The organism is Mesorhizobium sp. M1066 (assembly GCF_040318635.1).
In the GTDB taxonomy this organism is placed as follows: domain Bacteria; phylum Pseudomonadota; class Alphaproteobacteria; order Rhizobiales; family Rhizobiaceae; genus Mesorhizobium.
In genome coordinates this window covers 1-1,241 of the sequence record NZ_JAMYMR010000112.1, presented here as the reverse complement: position 1 = coordinate 1,241, position 1,241 = coordinate 1, and the positions used below count along the sequence as shown (strand labels likewise).

The following is a 1,241-nucleotide window of genomic DNA, read 5'->3' as shown; positions in this document are numbered from 1 at the left end:
GCAATCCTGAAAGAAGTCAGCAATTAACCAGCAGGTCACGTGACATGCTGCTTAGCGACTTCGCGCCTTTCTCGGTCACTCGGACAGTCTCACTGAAGACGTAGCCGTCATTCTTCTCAAAAATGCCGATGAGGACGTGGAAGGTCATGTTGGGTTCAATCACGGTGTGGTCGTCCTCCTGGAAGCTGATTCCGCTGTCAACCCAACCGTGGCCGATGGAGTAGCCGCTCCTGGATTCCTTACGCACGCCGTATGGTTTAAAGGCGCGCTGGAACGCTTGCGAAACTTCAGAGCACGTAACTCCCGGCCGTATCGTTTCGACCTCTGCGAGGAAACCGTCCAAAGCGGCTTGATGTAAGTGCCGAGCCCGAGCGGTCGGCTCACCCAAAAAAACCGTTCGTGACAAGGCGCAGACATAGCGGTGTCGGAAAGCGCCAATTTCGATATTCGTCTGACAGCCCATCTTATAGCTTGCGTCGGACCACGAAAGGTGCGGTGCGTTGGCGGGAGAACCAACAGGCATATATGGAAATTGGCAAACTCCCCCCGGGATTTCCGGTGTGCCTTTGACCAAAGCACTCACTATAGCGGCGCCCACGTCACATTCGCGCGCTCCAGAAGCAATCTCAAGCCGGCCCACCTGCATGGCCCTATCCACAATCTTGCCGGCTTGCTCCATGTAGGCAAGCTCGGCTGGTGATTTTACCTTCTTCAGTTTAGCAATCATTCCATCGGCATCGATGAACTTCGATGAGTCCAAGCTGTTACCGAGAGCGGCATGGTCTTTCACTCCAAACGTCTTGGCCGTCAGTTCGACCCCGATTCGGCTTGACTTAGTGCGCTCGCGGATTAGATCGCCAATCGGCTCCCATGCCGTCCGCTGGCTCGACCCAATGTACTTCTCTGGATAACTGAGAATGCGCGACTGCGGTAGGTATGAGGTGGGCGTTGCACACAAAGTGTCGATTTCGCGCAAAATCAGCCACGGATCTTCATCTTCTTGACACACGAGAGCGAGCTGCGGAACGTAATCCGAGTATCCGTCATAGCCGGTGAGGTAGTTCATATTATTCTCGTCCATGACAAGCAGCGCATCCATTCCGCGCGCCGCCATTTGCTGTCGCAGCCGAGCAGTGCGCTCGCGGTATTCCTGCTGACTAAATCCAGGTACGCGTCCCTGTTGACTAGATGTAGGCATGAGCAGCTTTCTCCTATCTTGATAAATGTCGATCGCAGGAGGC

Annotated in this window: 1 protein-coding gene; it reads right to left on the bottom strand. The window is 54.6% G+C overall.

The genetic code is table 11. From position 1 onward, the window contains the following. Positions 1-16: 16 nt before the first annotated feature. Positions 17-1,241, bottom strand: a 1,225-nt coding sequence (locus tag NKH52_RS35340) for a M24 family metallopeptidase (RefSeq protein WP_352658188.1), incomplete at its 5' end; no start/stop codon positions are given.